Annotated in this window: 24 protein-coding genes; 13 read left to right on the top strand and 11 right to left on the bottom strand. The window is 29.4% G+C overall.

Annotation, left to right across the window (positions count from 1 at the left end; genetic code table 11):
- Nucleotides 1-12 precede the first annotated feature (12 nt).
- From ychF to rpiB, 6 genes are read right to left on the bottom strand one after another with little or no spacing between them, the layout of a single operon-like run.
- On the bottom strand, nucleotides 13-1,116 hold the full coding sequence (ychF, locus tag H2277_RS02230) for a redox-regulated ATPase YchF (protein ID WP_337200773.1): 1,104 nt from the start codon (nucleotides 1,114-1,116) through the stop codon (nucleotides 13-15).
- On the bottom strand, nucleotides 1,113-2,564 hold the full coding sequence (locus H2277_RS02225) for a leucyl aminopeptidase (RefSeq protein WP_337200772.1): 1,452 nt from the start codon (nucleotides 2,562-2,564) through the stop codon (nucleotides 1,113-1,115). Before H2277_RS02225 ends, ychF begins: the two co-directional genes overlap by 4 nt.
- Entirely contained in the window at nucleotides 2,564-3,262 is a 699-nt protein-coding gene (locus H2277_RS02220; RefSeq protein ID WP_337200771.1) for a DedA family protein, read from the bottom strand. Before H2277_RS02220 ends, H2277_RS02225 begins: the two co-directional genes overlap by 1 nt.
- A 9-nt stretch (nucleotides 3,263-3,271) precedes the next feature.
- The gene (apt, locus tag H2277_RS02215; RefSeq protein ID WP_337200770.1) at nucleotides 3,272-3,820 is read right to left on the bottom strand and encodes an adenine phosphoribosyltransferase; all 549 of its coding nucleotides are present in this window, start codon (nucleotides 3,818-3,820) and stop codon (nucleotides 3,272-3,274) included.
- On the bottom strand, nucleotides 3,817-4,149 hold the full coding sequence (locus H2277_RS02210) for a hypothetical protein (protein WP_337200769.1): 333 nt from the start codon (nucleotides 4,147-4,149) through the stop codon (nucleotides 3,817-3,819). Before H2277_RS02210 ends, apt begins: the two co-directional genes overlap by 4 nt.
- Nucleotides 4,150-4,151: 2 nt before the next feature.
- Nucleotides 4,152-4,586, bottom strand: a complete 435-nt coding sequence (rpiB, locus tag H2277_RS02205) for a ribose 5-phosphate isomerase B (RefSeq protein WP_337200768.1) — start codon at nucleotides 4,584-4,586, stop codon at nucleotides 4,152-4,154.
- A gap of 173 nt (nucleotides 4,587-4,759) precedes the next feature.
- Between rpiB and H2277_RS02200 the strand changes: the two genes are divergently transcribed.
- The 5 genes from H2277_RS02200 to kcuS all read left to right on the top strand — a co-directional run bounded on the left by H2277_RS02200 (nucleotide 4,760) and on the right by kcuS (nucleotide 9,652).
- Nucleotides 4,760-5,308, top strand: a complete 549-nt coding sequence (locus H2277_RS02200; protein WP_337200767.1) for a chemotaxis protein CheB — start codon at nucleotides 4,760-4,762, stop codon at nucleotides 5,306-5,308.
- 16 nt (nucleotides 5,309-5,324) lie between these two features.
- Complete coding sequence (locus H2277_RS02195) at nucleotides 5,325-6,113, top strand: CheR family methyltransferase (protein ID WP_337200766.1); 789 nt, start codon at nucleotides 5,325-5,327, stop codon at nucleotides 6,111-6,113.
- Nucleotides 6,114-6,249: 136 nt separating this feature from the next.
- Nucleotides 6,250-7,179: a ribose-phosphate pyrophosphokinase gene (locus tag H2277_RS02190; RefSeq protein ID WP_337200765.1), complete on the top strand. Its 930-nt coding sequence runs from the start codon at nucleotides 6,250-6,252 to the stop codon at nucleotides 7,177-7,179.
- A 147-nt stretch (nucleotides 7,180-7,326) separates the two neighbouring features.
- On the top strand, nucleotides 7,327-9,474 hold the full coding sequence (locus tag H2277_RS02185) for a carbon starvation CstA family protein (protein ID WP_337200764.1): 2,148 nt from the start codon (nucleotides 7,327-7,329) through the stop codon (nucleotides 9,472-9,474).
- Complete coding sequence (gene kcuS, locus H2277_RS02180; RefSeq protein WP_337200763.1) at nucleotides 9,458-9,652, top strand: KCU-star family selenoprotein; 195 nt, start codon at nucleotides 9,458-9,460, stop codon at nucleotides 9,650-9,652. The genes H2277_RS02185 and kcuS overlap by 17 nt, the downstream gene beginning before the upstream one ends.
- A 34-nt stretch (nucleotides 9,653-9,686) precedes the next feature.
- Here kcuS and H2277_RS02175 read toward each other — a convergent pair whose 3' ends face one another.
- Nucleotides 9,687-10,100: an acyl-CoA thioesterase gene (locus tag H2277_RS02175; protein WP_137624340.1), complete on the bottom strand. Its 414-nt coding sequence runs from the start codon at nucleotides 10,098-10,100 to the stop codon at nucleotides 9,687-9,689.
- A gap of 63 nt (nucleotides 10,101-10,163) precedes the next feature.
- Between H2277_RS02175 and ciaB the strand changes: the two genes are divergently transcribed.
- Nucleotides 10,164-12,020 (top strand): invasion protein CiaB, encoded by a 1,857-nt coding sequence (gene ciaB / locus H2277_RS02170; RefSeq protein WP_337200762.1) that lies wholly within the window; start codon nucleotides 10,164-10,166, stop codon nucleotides 12,018-12,020.
- 58 nt (nucleotides 12,021-12,078) lie between these two features.
- On the top strand, nucleotides 12,079-12,375 hold the full coding sequence (locus tag H2277_RS02165) for an HU family DNA-binding protein (protein ID WP_200279360.1): 297 nt from the start codon (nucleotides 12,079-12,081) through the stop codon (nucleotides 12,373-12,375).
- 36 nt (nucleotides 12,376-12,411) lie between these two features.
- Here H2277_RS02165 and H2277_RS02160 read toward each other — a convergent pair whose 3' ends face one another.
- A complete protein-coding gene (locus H2277_RS02160) occupies nucleotides 12,412-12,852 on the bottom strand; it encodes a hypothetical protein (protein ID WP_337200761.1) in 441 nt (146 codons plus the stop codon).
- Between the two features lie 195 nt (nucleotides 12,853-13,047).
- On the opposite strand from H2277_RS02160, the gene H2277_RS02155 reads away from it, so the two are divergent.
- From H2277_RS02155 to H2277_RS02140, 4 genes are all read left to right on the top strand, one after another.
- Nucleotides 13,048-14,025: a murein L,D-transpeptidase family protein gene (locus H2277_RS02155; protein WP_337200760.1), complete on the top strand. Its 978-nt coding sequence runs from the start codon at nucleotides 13,048-13,050 to the stop codon at nucleotides 14,023-14,025.
- Nucleotides 14,026-14,029: 4 nt separating this feature from the next.
- On the top strand, nucleotides 14,030-15,019 hold the full coding sequence (locus tag H2277_RS02150; protein WP_337200759.1) for an alanine racemase: 990 nt from the start codon (nucleotides 14,030-14,032) through the stop codon (nucleotides 15,017-15,019).
- Nucleotides 15,019-15,486: a tRNA (cytidine(34)-2'-O)-methyltransferase gene (locus H2277_RS02145; RefSeq protein WP_337200758.1), complete on the top strand. Its 468-nt coding sequence runs from the start codon at nucleotides 15,019-15,021 to the stop codon at nucleotides 15,484-15,486. Before H2277_RS02150 ends, H2277_RS02145 begins: the two co-directional genes overlap by 1 nt.
- 101 nt (nucleotides 15,487-15,587) lie before the next feature.
- Entirely contained in the window at nucleotides 15,588-17,054 is a 1,467-nt protein-coding gene (locus tag H2277_RS02140; protein WP_337200757.1) for an alanine/glycine:cation symporter family protein, read from the top strand.
- A 29-nt stretch (nucleotides 17,055-17,083) separates the two neighbouring features.
- Here the strand turns inward: H2277_RS02140 and H2277_RS02135 are convergent, their stop codons facing one another.
- Together H2277_RS02135 and H2277_RS02130 are read right to left on the bottom strand one after the other, a co-directional pair.
- Nucleotides 17,084-17,812: an amino acid ABC transporter ATP-binding protein gene (locus tag H2277_RS02135; protein WP_337200756.1), complete on the bottom strand. Its 729-nt coding sequence runs from the start codon at nucleotides 17,810-17,812 to the stop codon at nucleotides 17,084-17,086.
- On the bottom strand, nucleotides 17,805-18,548 hold the full coding sequence (locus H2277_RS02130; protein ID WP_337200814.1) for an amino acid ABC transporter permease: 744 nt from the start codon (nucleotides 18,546-18,548) through the stop codon (nucleotides 17,805-17,807). The genes H2277_RS02135 and H2277_RS02130 overlap by 8 nt, the downstream gene beginning before the upstream one ends.
- A gap of 111 nt (nucleotides 18,549-18,659) precedes the next feature.
- Here H2277_RS02130 and H2277_RS02125 point away from each other — a divergent pair, with 111 nt between their 5' ends.
- Together H2277_RS02125 and H2277_RS02120 are read left to right on the top strand one after the other, a co-directional pair.
- Complete coding sequence (locus H2277_RS02125; protein ID WP_337200755.1) at nucleotides 18,660-18,806, top strand: hypothetical protein; 147 nt, start codon at nucleotides 18,660-18,662, stop codon at nucleotides 18,804-18,806.
- The gene (locus H2277_RS02120; RefSeq protein ID WP_337200754.1) at nucleotides 18,799-19,368 is read left to right on the top strand and encodes a DJ-1 family glyoxalase III; all 570 of its coding nucleotides are present in this window, start codon (nucleotides 18,799-18,801) and stop codon (nucleotides 19,366-19,368) included. Before H2277_RS02125 ends, H2277_RS02120 begins: the two co-directional genes overlap by 8 nt.
- A gap of 1 nt (nucleotide 19,369) precedes the next feature.
- Here the strand turns inward: H2277_RS02120 and H2277_RS02115 are convergent, their stop codons facing one another.
- Nucleotides 19,370-19,705, bottom strand: a complete 336-nt coding sequence (locus tag H2277_RS02115; RefSeq protein ID WP_137624329.1) for a histidine triad nucleotide-binding protein — start codon at nucleotides 19,703-19,705, stop codon at nucleotides 19,370-19,372.
- Between the last annotated feature and the right edge of the window lie 33 nt (nucleotides 19,706-19,738).

The raw sequence follows: 19,738 nt of genomic DNA, 5'->3' as shown, positions 1-19,738 counted from the left end.
TTAGATGGAAATCTAAACATTAAATCTAAAATGCATCACATCTCCATCATTTACAGTATAATCTTTTCCTTCAAGTCTTAATTTTCCAGCTTCTTTAGCTTTTGTTTCTCCACCATGTTCTATATAATCTTGATAAGAAATCACTTCAGCTTTTATAAAGCCTTTTTCAAAATCATTATGGATAACACTTGCTGCTTTTGGTGCCTTCCATCCTTTTTTTATAGTCCAAGAACGCACCTCTATAACTCCAGCTGTAAAATAGCTAATAAGTCCAAGTTTAGAAAAAGCTGTGCGTATGATTTGATCAAGTCCACTTTCGCTAACACCTAAAGAATTTAAGAATTCGCGACTTTCTTCATCACTTAAGCTAACTAATTCTTCTTCAATTTTTGCACAAAGCTTTATGACTTCATGATTATTTTTTTTTGCATATTCTCTTAAATCTTTTACATACTGATTATCTTCACTGATGCCTTCTTCATCAACATTGGCTCCATAAATGACTTCTTTTGCAGAAAGCAATCTTAATTCTTTGATTAAATTCTTATAAGATTCATTTTCCCTATCCGGATAAGAACTAGCTGGCAAGCCTTTGTTAAGATGCTCTAATAATAAATTGGCAAGTTCTAAGTTTTCTTTAGCGCCTTTTTGATTTGATTTAACTTCTTTGGCAAGCTTTTCTATTTTTTTATTGAGTTGCTCAATATCTGCTAAAATAAGCTCGGTATTGATAATTTCTATATCTCTTATAGGATCTACCTTGCCTTCAACATGGGTTATATTTTCTTCATCAAAACAACGCACTATATGTAAAATCATTTCAGTTTCGCGTATGTTAGAAAGAAATTTATTTCCCAAGCCTTCGCCTTTGCTGGCTCCTTTTACGAGTCCTGCTATATCTACAAATTCAATCAAAGAGTGTATAATCCTTTCTGGATTTATAATTTTTGCAAGTTCATTAAGTCTAGTATCTGGAACTTCTACCATCGCTTTATTAGGTTCTATTGTACAAAAAGGATAATTAGCACTTTGTGCATTTTGTGCTTTAGTTAAAGCATTGAAAGTTGTTGATTTTCCAACATTTGGAAGTCCTACTATCCCAACTGAAAGACTCATTTATTTTTCCTTAAAAGATGAATTAAAAAATTAACACACATTCTAACACCAGCACCGCTAGCACCAAAATTTGAATATCCCCAATTTTTTTCCACATAAGCAGGTCCTGCTATATCAAGATGGAGCCATTTGTCTTTGTATTCTTGTCGTATAAATTTATCCAAGAAAAGTCCTGCTGTTATCGCACCGCCATAACGGCTTGATGCAACATTGCAAACATCAGCGATGTTGGATTTAATTAGATCTTTAAGATAAGGATTAAAATGTAAAATCGTTGCGTATTCTCCGCTTTTTTTAGAGCTTTGATAAAATTCATTTTGCAAATCTTCATTATTACCCATGATACCGCTAGTAAATTCTCCAAGACCCACCACACACGCACCTGTTAGGGTAGCCATGTCAATTAAAAGATCGGGTTTTAGATCTTGCGCATATGAAAGACAATCAGCTAATACTAAACGACCCTCTGCGTCAGTATTTCTTACTTCTATACTGACTCCTTCTCGAGAAATTAACACATCATCTGGTTTGTAAGCGTTTCCGCCTATCATATTTTCTGTTGCACCCAAGATGCAATGAATTTCTAGATCTAAATTAAGCTCTGATACAGCTTTAATGATCCCCATTGCAGCAGCAGCACCGCTTTTATCAGCTTTCATTGTTACCATATAATCAGAAGGTTTTAAGCTTAAACCACCGCTATCATAAGTAAGACCTTTTCCTACAAAGACTATTCTTTTTTTGGAATTTTTAGCTTTATAGCTTAAATGGATTAAACGAGGAGGGATGTTTGAAGCTTTATTTACAGCTAAAAAAGCATTCATTTTTTCTTTCATAAGGAATTTTTCATCATAAACTTTACAAGAGATATTTTTATGATCTTTGGCTAATTTTTGTGCATCTTCAGCCATCTTTAAAGGTGTATAAATTTCAGGAATTTCATTGACTATATCTTTTGTGAAATTAGCGGCATTGGCTAAAATTTGTCCGCGTTCTAAACCTATTTTAGCTTCACTTAAATCAAATTTTTTATCGTTTAATTCCTGACTTGAGATAATAATTTTTTCAAGCGTGCTTGTTTGTTTTTCTTTTTTATATTTATTAAAATTATAGGCTCCAAATAGCACACCTTCTACTAAACAACAAAAACTTCTTACAGTGCAATCCCCAATAACACTAGGTAATTTAATACTTTTAATATTTAGTTTTTCTAAATTTTTATAAATATTAAAAAAGCATAGTCTGATATTTTCATAAGATAGACTTTTTAATTCTACAAAAAGCTTAGAATTTCTTGTATCTAATAGCACACCTTCGCCTTTAAAATTATTTAATTTGAAAAAATTTTTTTCTTCGTTATATGGTTTTAAATTTTTATCTTGAATAAAAATAACTTCAAAATCAGCTTTAATAGAATTTAGTTTTTTATCTTCAAAAATAAATTGCATTATTTTTTTCTCCTTTCTTTTAGTATTGCTTTTTCTATACGTTTAAAAATGAAAATGATTCCTGATAAAAAGGCAATGATAATAATAGCAGCAAGATACCAGTATTCTTTAATCCATTCTTTTGACCAGTGGAGAAAAGTTTGGATTAAGCTGCCAAAATACCATGCTAAAAGTATAGTGATGGTAGCCCAAATCCATGCACTCAAAAGATTTATAATAGCAAATTTTTTACTGCTATATCTTGTAATACCTATACTCATAGGAATGATTGTCCTAAATCCGTACATATAACGTTGTATGAAAATAATAGGCCAACCGAAACGTTGTAGAAGAAGATGTGCTACAGCAAATTTTCGTCTTTGAGATCGAAGTTTCTTTTGAATATATTTTTTATTATATCTTCCAATATAAAAATAAATTTGATCCCCAACAAATCCTCCAAGCCCTGCTACAAAAATAGCTAAAATCACATCCATTTTTCCATCATGTGCTGCAACTCCAGCTAAAATAAGTCCAAGTTCTCCTTCTAAGATGCTCCAGCAAAAGAGTATCAAGTAACCCCAAGTTTCAACGTGCTCATTCCAAATTTTTATAATAAAATCTTCTAAAGAAAAATCGTTTTTTGTAAAGTTGTAAATAATATAGGTTACAATAGCGATTAAAACCGTAAAAGTAAATAATTTAAGCCATTTTTTCATTTGTTTTCCTTAAAAATCTAACACACTATAAGCTGTGCAATATTTTTCTAATTTTTTCATTCCACCCAAGTCTTTTAAATTGATTAAAAAGCAAGATTCTATACACTCGCCCCCTGCTTGTTTTATTAGCTCTAAGGAGGCGATAGCTGTGCCTCCAGTAGCGATTAAATCATCTATGAGTAAAACTTTTGCATTTTTTATATTTTTAAAAGCATCTTGATGAATTTCTATTTTATCTGTGCCATATTCTAATTCATATTCACAGCTAAAAACAGATGATGGGAGTTTATTAGGTTTTCTAATTGGCACAAAAGGTAGATTGAGTTTTGCGCAAAGCATTGCCGCAAAAATAAAACCACGACTTTCTGTTCCAGCTATGAAATCCAATTTCATGCTTTTGTAACGTTCGCTTAAATGTTCAAGTAAAAAAGATAAAGCTTTTTTATTGTTTAATAAAGTAGTAATATCTCTAAAAATAATTCCTTCTTTTGGAAAATTTGGAACAACTCGTATACTTTGGGATAAAAATTTTTTTTCTTCTTCGGTAAGTTTTTTCATAATAATGCCTCGATTTTTGCTTCTAATTCTTTGATTCTTTGTCTTAATTTATCATTTTCTAAACGATATTGAGAATTTCTTGTTCTTAAAGAGCTTAAGTCGGTTTTAATTTTATTTAATTCTTCGGTTAAAATATCTATATTGCCTAAACTACGTTGAAGTTGAACTTGAAGTTTTCTAATGATAATCTCTGTGTCGTCAAGATTTGTTTTTATAAAGTCTTTAGAATTTTTCTCCTTGCTTAATAAAGTTTTATAATAGAGTAGCATTACAACAAGATAAAGTGTTGCGCATATGAGAATAGTTAAAACAAACCAATTTGTAAACATTGTTAATTCACCTCGATTTTTTGTATTCTTCTTATGTGTCTATCTCCATCGAATGGAGTTTGTATAAAATTTTCTACTATATTAATAGCCATTTCAAATCCAATCAATCTCCCGCCCAAAGCCAACACATTTGCATCGTTATGCTGTCTGGATAATTTTGCACTCAAGCTTTCATGACATAAAGCACAACGGATATTTTTATGTCTATTAGCGGTGATAGAAATTCCAATACCTGTTCCACAAATTAAGATTCCAAAGCAGTTCGAGTCTATTTTAGAAGCTAATAAATGTGCAAAATCGGGATAATCACAACTTTGAGCATTATTTGTTCCTAGATCTTCAAAGATTATATTTTTTTCTTTAAGATAGGTGCAGATTTTTTGTTTGAGATCAAAACCGGCATGATCACTAGCGATATAAATTTTTTCTTTAAGCATAATACAAACCTAGTAATAATATCTTTGCGATAAATAATATTAACATAATTAAATATAAAAATAGCTTTTTAAAATAAATTTCAGACTAAGTTTTTATTTTATTTATATATGTTAAAATTATAGAATAAATTTTCTAATCAATTTATAACATATTAAAATTTTTAAGGAAATAAATGAAGCTTATACTTATAGGATCTTCTACGGGAGGTCCTAATCAATTAAAGTTTCTTTTAAATGATGTGGATATAAAAAATACAGCTGTGGTTATAGCGCAGCACATGAGTGCTAGTTTTATTCCATCATTTATTAATCAGTTTGACAAAGAAGCTTTGAGCAAAGTGGCTCCTTTAAATGATAGAGAAGTTTTGACAAATAAAATTTATATTTGTCAAAAAAATACTACTTTATCAGGAAATTTAAATCTTATAGCAAATTGGAAAGATGTTGTTACAAGTTTTAAGCCAAGTGTTGATTTATTATTTCATTCTGCAATTCCTTTGGTTAAAACAAATAAAATTCTTGCAATTATTTTAACCGGAATGGGTGATGATGGAGCTAAAGGTTTGTTTGAATTATATAAAGTTGGAGTAAAATGTTTGTGTGAAAATCAAACGGACAGTATTGTTTATGGTATGCCTAAAAAAGCAAAAGATATGAATCCTAATTTAAGACCTATGAGCTTAAAAGAAATCAAACAAGAAATTATAAATTTTATAGAATAGGGGTGGGTTTTTGATTATGAAAGAAAAAATTAATCCTACAGAATCAGAATTAAACGAGTTTATTCAAATCATCAATGAAATCAGCGGTATAGATTTAAATGAAAAAAGAAATATCTTAGCTTTAAAGTTATCCAAATTTGTTTCAGGAACTCAAGCAAAAAGTTTTGCTGAGTTTTTGGGCAAACTTAAAATTAATAGACAACTTAAGCAAGATACTTTAGATTTTATTACCATAGGTGAAACTTATTTTTTAAGAGAATTGGCTCAACTGAGAGAGATTATTTTTTATGTCAAAAGCCTCGAGAAGCATGTTAATATTTTAAGTGCACCTTGTTCTAGTGGAGAAGAAGTTTATTCTATGGCAATACTGGCAGCCCAAAATTTTATAAAAGATTTATCCATTACAGGAATTGATATTAATTCAAATGTTATTGAAAAAGCAAAAATGGGTCAATATCAAGGAAGAACGTTACATCGTTTAAGCGAGAGTGAAAAGAGACGATTTTTTACTCATGATAATCAAGAAATTTTTACCATAAATAAACAAGAATTATGCAGATGTAATTTTGAGCTTTGCAATGTTTTTGAAGATAAATTTTTAAGATTGAATAAATTTGATATTATAGTTTCAAGAAATATGATAATTTATTTTGATTATGATTCAAAGATTAAGCTTATGGAGCGTTTTCATAGAATTTTATCAGATAAAGGGAGATTGTATATTGGAAATGCGGATTTAGTTCCAGAAAATATTTTTTTTAAGAAAGTTTTTTCATCGCATGGAACTTATTATGAAAAAATCTAAAATTAATTTTTATCACGATTTTTTATGATTTTAAGGGTAAAATATAGTTTTTCTGGTTTATATTAGGATTTTTTAACATTTGTTTTATTAAAATCAACTTCTTGATTATTATCATTAAAAATATTAAGGTTATTTTATGAGAGGTTATAAAATTTTTTCAGGTTCAGCAAATGTAGAATTTGCAAGGCAAATTTCAAAATATCTTTCCTTGCCCTTAAGTGATGCAGGTATTAAGCGTTTTAGCGATGGTGAAATTAGTGTGCAAATTGATGAAAGTGTTCGAGGAAAAGATGTTTTTATAATACAAAGCACTTGTGTTCCAACAAATGATAATCTTATGGAGCTTTTGATTTTAACTGATGCGCTAAAACGCTCAAGTGCAAATTCTATTACGGCTATTGTTCCATATTTTGGTTATGCAAGACAAGATAGAAAAGCTAATCCTAGGGTTCCTATTACTGCTAAATTGGTTGCAAATTTAATTCAAACTGCAGGGATTAACCGTGTGGCAACTATAGATTTGCATGCTGGACAAATTCAAGGTTTTTTTGACATTCCAGTAGACAATCTTTATGGAAGCATAGTCTTTAATGATTACATTAAAAGCAAAAATTTTAAAGATGCTATCATTGCAAGTCCTGATATTGGTGGTATTGCTAGAGCAAGAAGCGTGGCTAAGCATTTAGGTCTTGATATTGTTATAGTTGATAAAAGAAGAGAAAGAGCTAATGAAAGTGAAGTGATGAATATCATCGGTGATGTAAAAGACAAAGAAGTTGTTTTAGTAGATGATATTATAGATACTGCTGGAACAATTGTAAAGGCAGCAGAAGTTTTAAAAGATAAAGGGGCAAAATCAGTAATGGCTTGCTGTACTCACGCGGTTTTAAGTGGTCCTGCTTATGATAGAATCGAAAATGGTGTTTTAGATGAACTTGTGGTGACCGATACTATTCCTTTAAGAAAAGAACTTCCAAATATTAAAGTGTTAAGTGTGGCTCCAATTTTTGCTGAAGTGATACGTCGAGTTTATCATAACGAGAGTGTGAATTCTTTATTTCTTTAAAAAATTTCCTATAGATTTAAATCTATAGGTTTTTCTACAAAATTACTCTCTAAATTTTATAAAAATATTTTTCATCTCCTTAATAATTTAAAATAAATTAATATTTTATTTATTATAATTTATTTTTCATTTTAAAAAGGAGCTAAAGTGTTGAAAAAAATTTTATGGTTTTTCATTGCCTTATTGGGTGCTGCTTGTTTTTGCTATTTGGCTTTGCAAAATGGCGAAAAAGTTTCGGCTATCTATTTGGTTGTTTCAGCCGTCTGTATTTATATGATAGGATATAGACTTTATGGACGTTTTATTGCTTTTAAAGTTGTTGAGCTTGATAAAAATCGAGCTACTCCAGCTAAAATAGAAAATGATGGACAAAATTTTGTTCCAACAAATAAAATCGTTTTATTCAGTCATCAATTTGCTGCTATTGCTGGAGCTGGACCTTTGGTAGGCCCTGTTTTAGCAGCTCAAATGGGTTATTTGCCTTCTATGATTTGGATTTTAGTTGGTGGGGTTTTAGCTGGAGCTGTGCATGATTTTTTAGTTCTTTTTATTTCTATGCGTAGAAGAGGGCGCAGTCTTGGAGAAATGATCAAGGATGAAATGGGAAAATTTACTGGCGGCGTTGCTATGCTTGCTATTTTTGGAATCATGATTATTATCATTGCTATTTTGGCTATGGTGGTTGTGAAATCTTTAGCCAATTCTCCTTGGGGATTATTTACTATAGCAATGACTATTCCTATAGCAATATTTATGGGAATTTATATGCGTTTTATTCGCCCAGGAAGAGTAGGAGAAGCTTCGATTATTGGATTTATTTTATTGCTTCTTTCTATTCATTATGGACATGATGTCTCTCTTAATCCAACTTTGGCACATTTTTTTACTTTTGATCAACCTACATTAGCATTTATGATTATGGGTTATGGTTTTGTTTCTTCATTATTGCCAGTTTGGTTTTTCTTGGCACCAAGAGATTATCTTGCGACTTTTTTGAAAATGGGTGTTATTGTTGTAATGGCTTTAGCAATTTTATTTGTTGCACCTGATTTTTTAATGCCAAAAATCAATTATCAGTACCTTGATGGAACTGGTCCTGTTTTTGCGGGTTCTATTTTTCCATTTTTATTTATCACTATAGCATGTGGGGCTATAAGTGGTTTTCATGCTTTAATTTCAAGCGGTACAAGTCCAAAAATGCTAGAAAATGAAGAACATGCTTTATTTGTAGGATATGGCGCTATGCTTGCTGAAAGCGGCGTGGCTATTATGGCTTTAATTTGTGCTTGTATTTTACATCCTGGAATTTATTTTGCTGTTAATTCTTCTTCTGCTTTAATTGGTACTGATTTAGCTCATGCGGCTAAGGTGATTAGCGAATGGGGATTTTTGGTGACTCCAGAAGAAATTACGCAGTTAACTAAAGATATAGGTGAGCAAACTATACTATCAAGAACAGGTGGGGCGCCAACATTTGCATTAGGAGTGACTTTAATCTTGCATAAAATTTTTGGTGGTGTTGAATTTATGGGATTTTGGTATCATTTTGCGATTTTATTTGAAGCTTTATTTATTTTAACAGCTGTTGATGCAGGAACTAGAACTTCTAAGTTCATGATTCAAGATATATTAGGTAATGTTTATAAACCTTTGGGAAATATCCATAACGTTTGGGCTGGTTTATTAGCTACTATTATCAGTGTTTCTTGCTGGGGGTATTTCTTGTATCAAGGAGCTATCGATCCTAATGGAGGAATTTATACTTTATGGCCACTTTTTGGAGTAAGCAATCAAATGTTAGCCGGTATGTCATTGCTTTTAGTGAGTGCTATTCTTGCAAAAATGGGCAAAAAGAAATTCCTTTGGGTTACTTTAGCTCCAGCAACTTTTGTATTGATCGCTACCCTTTATGGAGGTATTCAAAAGATATTACCTTATGAAGAAGGAGTAAAAATTCAAAATACCGTTAGCCATATCGCTACAGCTCAAATGAATAAAAAGGCTATTGAAAAATTAGAAAATGAAATTGCATCAATTAAATCTCAAAAGCAACAATCAAGTCAAGAAAATCAAATAAAATTTGAAAAACAAATACAAGAAAAAGAACGGCAAATTTCTAATTTATCTCATTCTTGGTTTGGAAATGTTTTAGATGCAGTTTTATGTATATTCTTTATGCTTACAACCTTACTGGTTATCATTTCTTGTATAGGAATTTGTATAGGAAAAATCAAAATTCCATTAAAAGAAAGTCCTTATGTTGATCTTAACTCATTAAATGCTAAACAAGTTTAAGAAAATTTATGAAAAAACTGAAAGGTTTTTTCATCCCTTAGTGGGACTTTCGAGTTATGATAAATATTTGGAGCATATGGAAAAATCACATCCAGAAAAAACTCCCAAAACAAGAGGGGAGTTTTTTAAGGATTACTTAGAAAAAAAGTATAATAGCGGTGGCTTAAATAAATGCTGATAATCTCTAAGGATAAAGTCTTTATCTTACAAAATTAGGCATTTAAAAAGCCATGAATTCTTTTTAGTTCTTCACTTATAGGTTTTTTATTTCCTCGTCTATCAACGCTTACATAAGTAACAGTAGCAGAAGTTACATTTACACATATAGTTGAACCAAATTCATCCACTCTTTGTGCGATAACTTCAACTTCAACGCGTATTGAGGTTGTTCCAACTTTTACTACTTTTGCATAACAAGAGATTATATCTCCAACAAATACAGGTTGTTTAAAAACAACTTGTTCCATAGAAATAGTTACAACTCTTTCAGGAGAAAGTTCTCTTGCTGCTATTACACCTGCTGTATCAATTTGTGATAAGATCCAACCGCCAAAAATATTACCTGCTGAGTTTGTGTCTTTAGGCATAGCAACGATTTTAAGTTTTGGTTCGCCCATATCTTTCATTTTTTACTCCTTATTTTAAATAATAAATTATAATTCAATAAAGTAAAGAAAGGAAACTAAAAAATGAATAATTTTAAAGAAGTGGCAAAACTTGTAAAAAAACGTAAGGAAAACATCAATATTTTTTATGAATTTTTGGATTCGGACTCATGGGACGGATATTTCGAGCATTTACTTAATCTTAGTGAATTAAAAAAGGAAAAAAGTACTTTTGTGGCTATTCTTAGACGTTTGGTTGATTTAAAAGAAGAAAATTTAGTTCAAGAATGGAAAAAGAATTTTTTAAAAGAAGAAAAAATTGCAGAATTAAAACATAAATTTTATGAGGAAATTAGAAAATTTTATGAAAAAGAACATCAAGAACTTATTGATGAAATTGTGGATAAAAAGTTATTGAATGAATTCTATGAAATTTTAATTCAAGGAGTTCATGAAATAGGAATAGTTATAAATTCTTATGAAATTTCTTGGACTAAAGAAATTATAGAAAAAAATAATAAAATTTTAGCATCACAATTTCCAAATCTTGATGATGCTATTGATTTTTTACATAAAAATAAATTATATCAAATCACCCCTCAAGGAGAAATTTGCGAAAGAAGCTATGGAGTGCTTGTAAGAATAGGAAATTTATGGAAATTTGTTCCTTATGCAAGATTTTTTGAAAATGAAACATTAAAGCTTGAATTTGCTTTTGAAAAAATGATAGAAAAATTAAAAAATATCGCCAAAGAAGAGGATGAGTTAGCTTATGTGGAGTATTTTGAAAAATTAAAAAATGCTTTTTGCCAAAAGGATGAAGATAAAATCATTGGATCGTGGCAAGAAGCAGAATTTGCCTGGATGAAAGTTAAGTCACCTTTGCAGGTTGGGCATCCTTTGGAGTATTATGAAGATCACTATACACATGCCGTTGCCTTGGAGTGGGATATAAGATTGGAAGATGAAAGTGATTTTGATGCTTTAAAATTCAGTAATGAAATCAAGGAAAGTTTTATAAAAGTATATGAAAATATAAATATCGAAGATGAAAATTTAAAAAAAGAAGTGCTTAACAATATAGATAAAACACAGCTTTATATTTGTACACCTATGATTTTTTATGGAGCTGAGCTTAAAGGTTTATTCTCTGCACAGGTTGTTCCTAATGATGAATTTGTAAGCAATGTAACAGGAAAGAAAATTTTTGCATTTTTAAATTTTGTTTATGAAAATACTTTAAGTAGACCTTTTATGAAAATTGCAAGTGAGGTTTTTGAGAAGGATTTTTTAGATTATGGTAGAGAAATTCTTTTTTTTAAAGAGGATATTTGGAAACGTGTTTATGAAATTTCAACCATAGGGCATGAATTTGGTCATATCTTTTTTATTGCTAGTGATAGTGAAAAAAAGATGAATCAAAGTGGTTTTTTTAAAAATATAGAAGAATACAAGGCAACAACCGGAGGACTGATAAATTTCTTCTTTCATGAAGATAAAAAGCTTATATTACCGGTTTTTCATGAACTTATTAAAAGAGCAATTTCTCTTATAGCTTGGCAAAAAGTTGATGAGGTGCAACCTTATTATACCGAAGGTTTAATACATCTTTCTTTACTTTTTAAAAGTGGAGTTTTAAAATTTGAAGATAGATTAAAAATTAATTTTAATTTGGAATTTTATGAAAAATTTAAATTGCTTGTTTTACAAATTTATTATGATTTGGCTAAACATTATACGTTAAAGTTGGATGCAAAAGAATTTTTAAATCGTTTTTGCTTAATCGAGAATAAAGTTTTTATGCCTATAGAAAAAGAATGCAAGGAATTTGTAAAATATTATTACAAGCTTTATGAAAAAATTGGTAATGAAATTGATAACAGCGGTGAATTTGAGTTTTATAAAGCTAAAAAAGCTAAAAAAAATTACTTTAATACTTGATATTCTTGGATTAATATGCTAGAATATGGTGTTTTAATAAATAAAAAAAGGAGCTTTTATGACTAAAGCAGATTTTATTTCTCAAGTTGCTCAAACTGCTGGGCTAACAAAAAAAGATGCTACGGCTGCTACTGATGCAGTTATTGCTACAATTACAGATGTATTAGCAAAAGGCGATAGTATTAGTTTTATAGGTTTTGGTACTTTTTCAACAGCTGAAAGAGCTGCTAGAGAAGCAAGAGTTCCGAGCACTGGAAAAACTATTAAAGTTCCTGCAACAAAAGTTGCAAAATTTAAAGTAGGTAAAAACCTTAAAGAAGCTGTTGCTAAAGCTAGCGGCAAAAAAAAGAAATAAAATAAAGGCTAGATTTTCTAGCCTTTTAATCCTTTTTTATCTTTTTAAATCAAAATCAAAATAAAATAGGCTTTTGTTATTGTCTACCAATTCTGCTCTAAATCGCATCGTATGCATAAAGCAAGAAGAAAGTATAAATTGGCTTTCATAGTCTGTTTTATTGATTTGGTAAATTTTTGGTTTGATTTCCCCCATAAACATATTTAATCCGTAAATTTTCAATTCTAAATTTTCATATGTTCCAAGATTTTTAATGAGTAATTTAGTATTTTGTAAAGATTTAACAGGCTTAGGATTTAGAGAAATAATTATTTGTTTATCTTTAAGTGTATAAGCGCAATCATTAATATTTAAATCACAATTTAAAGATTTTAAAGTATTAATTCTGGGTTCTTTTTTTGAAATGTTATGGTTAAGAATAAAATACAATACTAAAAGTATTAAGGCAAAAATTAAAATAAAAAATATTTTTTTCATGAAAATACACCCTAAAAATTAAAATAAAATGTTTTTTTTGAATTATATTTTAAAAAATTAAATATTATTTATTGTAAAAATTATTCAATTCTTATTTTTAATAATTATGATTTTTTAAGAAAAAAACAATATAATCTCACTTTAAGAATTTCTAGCAAAATATTAATGTGAATATTTAAGTTTAAGGAAAATATATTGTTTAAAAGATTTCTTATTTTATTTTTTTTGGGTGTATCTATAATAAAAGCTTCTGACTTAGTTAAGATTTATTTAGATCAGGGTTTAGATGCCGTTGGGGTAGAGATTGAAAAAGAGTTAATGGATAAAAATTTTTGGCTGTCTGAAATAGCAGATAAAAATGTTTCTCTTGGATATTATAGTGATAAGGTCGATATTGTTCTTGCGAATAAAACTGATAAAATTCTTCGCGTATATTCTTATGATGATGGAAAAATTAAAAAAGATTTTGAGCAAAAGTCAATTATTACAGGTTTAATGGGAGATAAAAAAGTTGAGGGCGATTTAAAAACCCCTGTAGGTTTTTATGAGCTAGGAAAAAAATTTAATCCAGGCGATCCTTACTACGGTCCTTTTGCTTTTGCAACAACTTATCCAAATTTATTGGATAAAGTGCAAGGAAAAACAGGTGGTGGAATTTGGATACATGGTTATCCTTTGGATGGCACTAGAATTGATGAGTTTAAAACAAAGGGTTGTATCGCTTTGTTTAATGAAAATCTTGAAAAATTTGCCAAAGTAGTTCAAGATAAAAAAGTATTTGTAATGACCGAAGAAAAGGATAATATTAGAGGGAAAAAAGAGGAAATTGCTTCTTTATTTGCGGAGCTTTTTGCCTGGAAATCTGCCTGGACGAATAATAATATAGATTCTTATTTAGGATTTTACGACCAAAATGAGTTTAAACGTTTTGATAAAATGAAATTTGAAGAATTTGCTTCTATGAAAAAAGCTATTTTTTCTCGCAAAGAGAACAAAAAGATACGGTTTTCAGATATTAATATCAGCCCTTATCCAAATTTAAATAATGAAATTATGTATAGAATTTCTTTTTATGAAGATTATTATACAAAAAATTATCAATTTAAAGGTAATAAAATTTTATATGTTAAGTTAAACGATAAAGGAAAAATGAAAATTTTAGCAGAGCAATGATTTTATGTCTGTTATTAAACTAAATCAAAAATTATATGAAAATAATTTAAAACAAATTATCCAAAAAGTTGGAGATCCTTCGAAAATAATTTGTGTTTTTAAAGATAATGCTTATGGGCATGGAGCTAAAATACTAGCTCCTATCCCTAAAAAATTTGGTATTGATTTTGTTGCGGTTAAAAATGAAAAAGAAGCTTATGAAATTCAAGATTTATTTAAAAAAATTTTAATACTTTCACACAAACCTAATGGAAATGAAAATTCTCAATTTATATACGCTTTAAATGAAATTTCTAAGGTTAAAGAATATAAAATCGGCACAAAAATTCATCTTAAGATAGATACAGGAATGCATAGAAATGGCGTTTTTGTGGAAAATATAGAAGATGCTTTTTTAAAAATTGATGAAGCAGGATTAAATTTAGAAGGAATATTCACTCATTTTTCAAGTGCTGATGAGATGGATGCAAGTTTTTTTATCCAAAAACAAAAATTTTCTAAAGCTAAAATGTTGGCGCAAAAAAAATATAATCATTTAATCTTTCATTCTTTTAATTCAGCGGCTTTGTTTAGAGCTCACGATATTCCTAAAGATGAATTTTTTAGAATAGGAATTGCTCAATTTGGCTATGGAGATGAAAGATTGAAAAAAATTTTAAGTCTTTATGCTCATAAATTAAGTGAAAGAATTTTAAATTCCGGTCAAAGTGTAGGGTATGGAAGATCTTTTAGTACGGATAAAAAAATAAAAATTGCTACCTATGATTTAGGCTATGCTGATGGGTTATTTCGCTACAATGGAAAAGGCAATTTAACTTTAGCAAATCATAAAAATATTTTAGGCAAAATCTCAATGGATAGTTTTTCTTGTGAAGATTGTGGCGAGGAAATTTGTGTCTTTAATGATGCTGATATTTGGGCTGATTTTTTCAATACAATTTCATATGAAATTTTAGTTAGGCTTCATCCAGATATTCCAAGGATTTTAGTGTAATGTTCAATATAGTTTTGGTTAATCCTAGAATTCCTCAAAATACAGGGAGTATAGGAAGGATGTGCTATAATGCTGGTTTTAAACTTCATATTATTAAACCAACCGTTTTTGATATTTCTCAAAAGGCTGTTCGCAGAGCAGGGCTTGATTATTGGGAAAAATTAGAACCGGTAGTTTGGGAAAATTTGGAACTTTTTTTAGATAAAAATTTAAAATTTAAAGATCGTTTCTTTTTTGCCACAACAAAGAGCAAAAAATCTTATTTTGACGCTAAATTTAAAGAAAATGATTTTTTATTTTTTGGCAGTGAAAGTTATGGTTTGCCTATGGAGCTTATGCAAATTAATTGGGAAAATGCCATCACTATTCCAATGAAATCTTGTGGAAGAAGCCTAAATTTAGCTACCAGTGTTGGCATTGTTTCCTATGAGGCTTTAAGACAAAATTTTCAACATTTTATTTCTTAGCGTAACAAATTTATATTTTTTCATTATATTTTTTCATAAGTAAATGTGTTTTTCATAAAAAATATGTTAAAGTAAATTGAAATAAAGATGAAAGGACATATATGGGAGAGCAAAATTTAAATATTTCATTCAGTGAAAAAATTATAAATTATTTAGGATACATTACTCCTTATACAGATACAATAATGGTTATTTTGCTTATTATTTGTGGAATTTATTATAGTTCTTTAACAGGTTTTGTGCAATTTCGTATGCTCAAATCCGTATTTTCAATTTTAACTGAAAGAAATGGTGAAAGTTCTAAAGAGCATATTTCACCTTTTCAAGCCTTGATGATATCAACGGCTTCTAGGGTTGGGATAGGCAATATCGCAGGAATTTCATATGCGCTTACAACAGGCGGTGCTGGAGCCTTATTTTGGATGTGGATTATGGCATTTTTTGGTGGAGCTTCAGCATTTGCAGAAAGTACTTTAGCTCAAATTTATAAATCCAAAGATGAAACAGGTGGTTTCAAAGGAGGCCCTGCTTATTATATAAGAAAAGCCTTAGGTTCGCATTTTTTTGGATCTTTCTTTGCTTTTATATTAATCATTACTTATGCTTATGGTTTTAATGGTTTGCAAAGTCAAACAATGACATCAGCTTTTAAAATATATTATAATATGTTTAATCCAAATTCACCAACAGATTTTACCTCAAGTTATTGGCCTATTGTTATTGGTATTGTTTTGACAATTTTTGGCTCATGGATGTTTTTTTCTCATCATACAAAAATCGGTAAAATAAGCTCTGTAATTGTTCCTTTTATGGCTATGGCTTATATTTTACTTGCAATCATTGCGGTTTTGATTAATTTTGATAAAATTCCTTCTGTAATTCATATGGTTTTATTGAGTGCTTTTGATTTTAAGGCTATTTTTGGTGGTTTTGCTGGTTCGGTTTTGGTTATAGGGATAAAAAGAGGGCTTTTTTCAAACGAAGCAGGAATGGGATCTGCTCCAAATGCAGCAGCAGCAGCTCTTACTAGTCATCCCGTTAAACAGGGTATTATTCAATCTTTTTCAGTATTGATTGATGTTGTTGTTTGTACTAGTTCTGGATTTTTAGTACTTTTTTCTATGGCTTATTTAAATTTCCACGGAAGTAATATAGGAGATGGTATGCCTTTGGTGCAAGAAGCTATGAGGGAATATTATGGAGGATTTGGAGTTCATTTTGTTACCATTGCTATTGTTCTTTTTGCTATTACATCATTAATTGGAAATTATTATTATGCACAAACCAATGTAAAATATTTGACAAATTCTAAATTTATAATGAATTTGTTTAGAATAAGTGCTGTAGCTATGATATTTATAGGATCACAAATGAATTTAAAGCTTGCTTGGAGTTTAGCAGATCTTACAATGGCTTTTATGGCAACGACAAATATTATTTCTTTATTGCTTTTAGGCGGTATTGTTAATAAAGCATTGAAAGATTTTAATGCGCAGCAAAAAGCAAAAAAAGATCCTCATTTTAGCGCTTCTAAATTAAATATAAAAAATGCAGAATGCTGGAGCTAGTCAGTCTTGTTTTTCAAGACTGATTAAATTTAGTGATTTAAAACTTTATTTAAAAATTCTTTTAATCTTTCATTTTTTGGATGTTCAAAAACTTCTTTAGGGGTGTTATCAACCGCTATATTTCCTTTATCCATAAAAAAAATTCGATTAGCAACGTTTTTAGCAAAACCCATTTCATGAGTAACTACAAGCATAGTTAAACCTTCTTTTGCAAGATCTTTCATAATATTTAAAACTTCTCCTATCATCTCAGGATCAAGTGCTGAAGTAGGTTCATCAAATAAAATAATATCTGGATTCATCATCAAGCTTCTTGCAATAGCTATGCGTTGTTTTTGCCCACCTGAAAGTTGGTGAGGCATGACGTCTTCTTTATCGCAAAGTCCAACTTTTTTAAGTAAATTTCTAGCTTTTTTGATGGCTTCTTCTTGATTTAAAATTTTAGTTTTTACAGGGGCTAGGCATAAATTTTGCATAATGGTTTTGTTGGCAAAAAGATTAAAATGCTGAAAAACCATGCTGACTTTTTGACGTATTTTATTTATGTCTGTTTTGGGATCTAATATATTTTCACCCTTGATAAAAATTTCTCCACTGTTGGCTAATTCTAGTCTATTGATGCAACGTAAAAAAGTACTTTTTCCACTCCCGCTTGGCCCTATAATAGCTATAATATCGCCTTGTGAAATTTCAGTATTGATATTTTTTAAAACTTCTAAATTACCATATTTTTTATGTAAATTTTTTATTTTAATCATTTTTATTAATCCTAGTTTCAAGTTTTTTAGCAAAATAACTGAAAATTTTAACGCTGATATAATAAATTAAGCCTGTAAATATAATAGGTTTAGGATTATAAAAAATTGCTTGCAAACTTTGACTTTGCATGGTAATATCAATAACACTGATGAAACCAACCACGGAAGTTTCTTTAAATAAAGAAATAAATTCATTCGCTAAGGCAGGTAAAATATTTTTTATAGCTTGTGGAAGGATAATTTCTTTCATAGAGGTTTGATAATTAAGTCCCATAGCGCGAGCAGCCTCCATTTGTCCTTTGTCTATACTATTAATCCCGCTTCTAACTATTTCTGCGATATAAGCAGAACTATTTAACCCTAAAGCGAAAATAGCTGCGTATAGATTATCAATAAAAGTTAAAATCACAAAAGAGAAAATCATAAGTTGTAAAATAACAGGGGTTCCACGAATAATATCAATATATTCATCGATAATAAAATTTAAGACTTTAATATTAAAAAATCTTAAAATAGCTAAACCAAAGCCAACAATTATCCCGATAAAAACGGCACAAACAGTAAGTAAAAGAGTGATGCCATAGCTTTTTAAATAAGCATTTGCATTAGCTGTATAACCATAGCTTATTTCTCCATTAGAATTTTTAATTTGTAAAATTTCAATAGGAAAAGAAAAATAAGCCCATAAAATTATAATGACAAGAAATACAAAAATTCTGATATTTTTCTGATTCAAAGTCAATCACCCCTTAAAATAATCTCAAAAACTTAAATTCTATAAAATTATCTTTGATTTTTCTTTAAATATTTATAAAATTATGTTAGGATTTTTAAAGGAGGCTTATATATGTCAATTTTAGATTTTATTTTTGTAGCTTTTTTTGTCTTTTTTATGATTTTTTTAATTATAGGTTTTAATCGTCAAATGAGTGAAAAAGCTAAAGAAAAAGAAAAAAGATTTCAAAAATATAAAATAAGGAGAGATAATGAGTAAAAAAATTTTAGTTCCAATGGCACAAGGATTTGAAGAGACTGAATTGATAAGCGTAGTTGATGTTTTAAGACGTGCTAAAGAAGTGGGTGGGGATTTGGAAGTGATTACGGCTTCTTTAAATTCTGATCTTTTTGTAAAAGGATCTCACGATGTTATTATTAAGGCTGATTATTTGCTAAAAGACATTACGCATATGGATTTTGACGCTATTGCTTTAGCGGGTGGATATGAAGGTATGAATAATCTTAAACAGTCAAACGAAATTTTAAATATCATTAAAAAACTTCATGATAATAATAAAATTGTCGCTGCTATTTGTGCATCTCCTATAGTTTTAAATGCTGCAGGAGTTTTAAAAGATGAATTCACCTGTTATCCAGGTTGTGAGATTGGACTTAATGGTACTCGTATTAATCAAGCTGTAGTCGCTAATAAAAATATCATCACTTCAGCAGGTCCTGCAACAGCTATTCTTTTTGGTTTAGAATTAGCAAAACATCTATGCTCTAATGAAATTTATGATAAATTATATGAGATGATGTTGGTGCCTTTGGTAAAATAATTTATTGCTTTTGTGGGGTTGTAAAACCTCCAAGCATATGAAAATGCAAATGAAACACTTCTTGTCCGCTATCTTTTCCACAATTTGTTATCAGTTTATACCCACTTTCATGAATATTTAGCAATATAGCTAATTCTTGGATGAAGCTTGTCATTTTTGCCATAAGTTCTGGATCAAATTCTTGAAAATTTTTAAAATGTTTTTTTGGAATAATAAGCACATGAATAGGAGCTTTTGGAGCGATATCGTGAAAAGCTAGAAAATCATTATTTTCAAGAACTTTATTGCATGGAATTTTACCTTCAACTATAAGTTCAAAAACTGTTTTTTCTTGCATGTATTATCCTTGTATTAATATTAATAATTTTTT

This window comes from Campylobacter sp. W0014 (assembly GCF_020135975.1).
GTDB lineage: Bacteria > Campylobacterota > Campylobacteria > Campylobacterales > Campylobacteraceae > Campylobacter_D.
Note: the sequence above shows the minus strand (reverse complement) of the source record. Positions and strands in the feature narration are given on the sequence as shown.

Bases quoted from the DNA above. Each gene is read 5' to 3' on its own strand.
- ychF (WP_337200773.1), bottom strand. From the start codon at position 1,116: ATGAGTCTTTCAGTTGGGATAGTAGGACTTCCAAATGTTGGAAAATCA.
- H2277_RS02225 (WP_337200772.1), bottom strand. From the start codon at position 2,564: ATGCAATTTATTTTTGAAGATAAAAAACTAAATTCTATTAAAGCTGAT.
- H2277_RS02220 (WP_337200771.1), bottom strand. From the start codon at position 3,262: ATGAAAAAATGGCTTAAATTATTTACTTTTACGGTTTTAATCGCTATT.
- apt (WP_337200770.1), bottom strand. From the start codon at position 3,820: ATGAAAAAACTTACCGAAGAAGAAAAAAAATTTTTATCCCAAAGTATA.
- H2277_RS02210 (WP_337200769.1), bottom strand. From the start codon at position 4,149: ATGTTTACAAATTGGTTTGTTTTAACTATTCTCATATGCGCAACACTT.
- rpiB (WP_337200768.1), bottom strand. From the start codon at position 4,586: ATGCTTAAAGAAAAAATTTATATCGCTAGTGATCATGCCGGTTTTGAT.
- H2277_RS02200 (WP_337200767.1), top strand. From the start codon at position 4,760: ATGAAGCTTATACTTATAGGATCTTCTACGGGAGGTCCTAATCAATTA.
- H2277_RS02195 (WP_337200766.1), top strand. From the start codon at position 5,325: ATGAAAGAAAAAATTAATCCTACAGAATCAGAATTAAACGAGTTTATT.
- H2277_RS02190 (WP_337200765.1), top strand. From the start codon at position 6,250: ATGAGAGGTTATAAAATTTTTTCAGGTTCAGCAAATGTAGAATTTGCA.
- kcuS (WP_337200763.1), top strand. From the start codon at position 9,458: ATGCTAAACAAGTTTAAGAAAATTTATGAAAAAACTGAAAGGTTTTTT.
- H2277_RS02175 (WP_137624340.1), bottom strand. From the start codon at position 10,100: ATGAAAGATATGGGCGAACCAAAACTTAAAATCGTTGCTATGCCTAAA.
- ciaB (WP_337200762.1), top strand. From the start codon at position 10,164: ATGAATAATTTTAAAGAAGTGGCAAAACTTGTAAAAAAACGTAAGGAA.
- H2277_RS02165 (WP_200279360.1), top strand. From the start codon at position 12,079: ATGACTAAAGCAGATTTTATTTCTCAAGTTGCTCAAACTGCTGGGCTA.
- H2277_RS02160 (WP_337200761.1), bottom strand. From the start codon at position 12,852: ATGAAAAAAATATTTTTTATTTTAATTTTTGCCTTAATACTTTTAGTA.
- H2277_RS02150 (WP_337200759.1), top strand. From the start codon at position 14,030: ATGTCTGTTATTAAACTAAATCAAAAATTATATGAAAATAATTTAAAA.
- H2277_RS02145 (WP_337200758.1), top strand. From the start codon at position 15,019: ATGTTCAATATAGTTTTGGTTAATCCTAGAATTCCTCAAAATACAGGG.
- H2277_RS02140 (WP_337200757.1), top strand. From the start codon at position 15,588: ATGGGAGAGCAAAATTTAAATATTTCATTCAGTGAAAAAATTATAAAT.
- H2277_RS02135 (WP_337200756.1), bottom strand. From the start codon at position 17,812: ATGATTAAAATAAAAAATTTACATAAAAAATATGGTAATTTAGAAGTT.
- H2277_RS02125 (WP_337200755.1), top strand. From the start codon at position 18,660: ATGTCAATTTTAGATTTTATTTTTGTAGCTTTTTTTGTCTTTTTTATG.
- H2277_RS02120 (WP_337200754.1), top strand. From the start codon at position 18,799: ATGAGTAAAAAAATTTTAGTTCCAATGGCACAAGGATTTGAAGAGACT.
- H2277_RS02115 (WP_137624329.1), bottom strand. From the start codon at position 19,705: ATGCAAGAAAAAACAGTTTTTGAACTTATAGTTGAAGGTAAAATTCCA.